The sequence below is a fragment of the Pseudoalteromonas sp. Isolate6 genome (genome assembly GCF_022398435.1).
GTDB classification, from domain to species: domain Bacteria; phylum Pseudomonadota; class Gammaproteobacteria; order Enterobacterales; family Alteromonadaceae; genus Pseudoalteromonas; species Pseudoalteromonas galatheae.
The window spans coordinates 1-2808 of the sequence record NZ_JAKEVK010000330.1 but is presented as its reverse complement, the minus strand read 5'-3'; the positions used below and the strand labels follow the sequence as shown (position 1 = coordinate 2808).

The window sequence follows — 2808 nt, the reverse complement described above, 5'->3', positions numbered from 1 at the left end:
CTGGTAGGTAATCGCGTTTGTCCTCACCATATTGCACGGTGTATTGACCGGGTGGGGCATTCTCAATTTTTGCTTTACCGCTGTCGTCTAAGTTACCAGTCAGCTCTGTGCCGTTTGCAAATCGAATGGTATAAGGTGCGCCCATAATTGGGCTGCCATCTTGATAGGTATAAGACAACTCAATGGTACTGCTCGCCATGGTGGCAATGCCATCGGCGGCCAGTGAGAGTCGAGCATTCTCAGAGAGGGCTTGAATTTGCGGCACACTCGGCATCGTGGCGCTTTGTTTACCGCCAATATCTTGCTCCATGCTGCCGTCAAACACGGTCATGGCTTTGCCTTTTAAGGTCAGTAACTTGTCTGCAAAGATGTTGACGTTACCACTTGAGTCAATGCTGATTTCACTGCCGCCATTGGCAAGGGTGAGGTTGCCAGAGCCACTGCCTTTAATCGTGATATTGCCTTGGCTTTGAATGATTTGACTTCCCGCGGGAGCGGTAATGGTAAGGTTGTTGTCTGCCTTGAGGTTGATATCATTTTGGATAACACTGCGATGGCTGCGACCCGCCTTAAGGGTGATATTTTGTTTGGCGCTGACGTCAATTTGATTAGCGATGAGTTCAAAGTTAATCATCATCGCATTTTCAATTAATAAGTAAGTGTTTTTAGTGGTAAGGAGTTAAGTGGTTTTTATTTGCTACTTTAATAACAGGAGCATTTATTATGAATAAGCCTTAGCTATAAGCCCTTGTTGGTCTAGTATTTCTTTCTGACCAAATGATGCTAATACACTTAGATGGGCGAAAATATTTACTTTACTGACATTGTCAATGGTAGGCTGCCCACCAAGAAAAAAAGCGGGTTCAAAAGCATACATTTCGTTATATTTTAATTGAGATAATCGAAGTTTACATTTCTCAAAAAGTAAGCCTTCACTCGTATCATCTATATCCAGCGATGTTGGCCTTTTTGCACCAAAGAAAAACTGTATGGCATCGTTTTCTTCTCCAACTGCTATGTCTTCGGCATTACCTTCTTTCTCTATAATCCAACCGTGAGATGGGTCGATTAGATATTTATGTCCAAATTTCTCTCCCCATAAGAATAGCTCACCAAATGCACTGCGAGCAATTACATAATATGTGTCTTGCTCGACGATAACTGTATCTCCAAGCCATGCATCTAAGGTATCATCATAATCATCGGGATTAGTTAACCAAAAAAGTCCTTCCCCGAAACCAGAAAATCCGTATTCACTCCAATATTCTAATAATCTAGTAGGTAGTTTACCTTCAAACTTTTTTATTATTTCTGCTGGGGCTTGATTTTTTTCACTAGGCTCTTCAAACTTTTCAAGAAACCACTCGAAATCTTCATCTATTTCAAATTGTTTGGTCATTATTCTAACCTCCTTACTTACACCGTTCTAATTCTATATTCATTTGGGTGGTAGGGCCCATTGTTCTCAACGCAACCCTTGCTGCCTCATCCATACCGGAAACTCTCCCCCCTTTAGACCACTGAGAACCGAGAGAGGAGTTTACATTTTTATTTCCGAGTTTGTTGATCTTATCACTACCGCCCGCTATCAGGTCAGGATCATGTAAAGCAGCTAACTGAGACATTTGTTCTTTTATCTTCTCTGTTGCGACTTTATCAGCATTTCGACCTTTAATACCCTGCTTTCTCAAACTTTTTAATATTGATTCATACATTTCGTCCTCTAACTTCTTTCTTGCTGATACTTGTGCCATTCCGCCATTCGTTAGAATTTTTCTTGCTTTTTTATGTCCATGCTCTTTAACAAGGTCAGTCAAGGTTTTACGGTTTTCTAAATATTGTTCAACCGTCATTTTATTGATGCCGTGCTGCTGAGCTTTTAGTTGTTTATAAAACTCTTTTTCTAGAGCTTGCTTACCACCCTTAAAGTTCTTCGCTAAGTCTTCGCCAGGCATGAAGCAAGGAGGTCTATACTTCTTCATTTTTATAGCTTTGAGTTTAGCCCCCGGTAACTCATTCCCTTTTGGCGGCTCCAACTCATCGGCTTTGGCTTTGGTTGGTTTGTCGGTGACGCCTCGAATTGGTGGTTGGCCTTGATATTCATCCAGTGCTTTATTAACTCGCTGCCCGATTTCTTGGGCGGCTTGTTGCATATGCTGGTCGATTTTGGGGGTGACCTCGTCTAGGCGTTTTACCGTGGCTTGCATGCCTTCGATGGCGGCGTCTGGAAGCAGTAGGTCGTAGTGCCAACTGGTAGACATGTCATCAAGTGAATCGCGCAGGCCTTTGACGATGTTTTTAACTTCCGTGGCGGATTGTTTTCCTAGGTCTTGCCAGTTGATGTTTCTTAGGTATTTAACTGGGTCGCCTTTACCGAGCTTGCGTAAAACGGCAAGCGCAGCAGAGAGAGACTCTCCGGTATTTTTTAAGATAACCTTGCCCACGCCTTTGACTGCTGAGCCTACTACTGGCACTAAACCAATGCCGGTCAAGGTAAAGGCAAGCCAAGCGTCAGTGTCGTTGGCTTCATCATCGTCAGTCAGTAACATGACATTGGCAATGATATCTCGTAAATCCATGACTTGGTCGATAATTGGTATCATGGAAATCAAGGTACCTACCACGATTTGTGACGTAGAGGGGTTTTGATTAAAGTCGCCTTGCAGTGTGCCCCATAACCAATCACCAGCTTGGGTTGCAATGCCATTGGCTTCTATCAGTGGTGCGGTATTGCCGCTGCGTACCATTTCAGCCGCTCGCGCTGGGGTGATTTGTCCATACAGAGGGTTTTTAGGGCGATTATCTTCT

The 2808-nt window shown here is 43.4% G+C and carries 2 protein-coding genes and 1 pseudogene; all 3 read right to left on the bottom strand.

Going from position 1 to position 2808, the window contains the following annotated elements:
- A pseudogene (locus L1D50_RS22485) lies at positions 1-637 on the bottom strand (hypothetical protein); the annotation flags it as partial.
- A gap of 84 nt (positions 638-721) precedes the next feature.
- A complete protein-coding gene (locus L1D50_RS22480; protein ID WP_128725185.1) occupies positions 722-1399 on the bottom strand; it encodes a GAD-like domain-containing protein in 678 nt (225 codons plus the stop codon).
- A 13-nt stretch (positions 1400-1412) separates the two neighbouring features.
- Positions 1413-2808, bottom strand: a 1396-nt coding sequence (locus tag L1D50_RS22475; RefSeq protein ID WP_239966886.1) for a polymorphic toxin type 15 domain-containing protein, incomplete at its 5' end; no start/stop codon positions are given.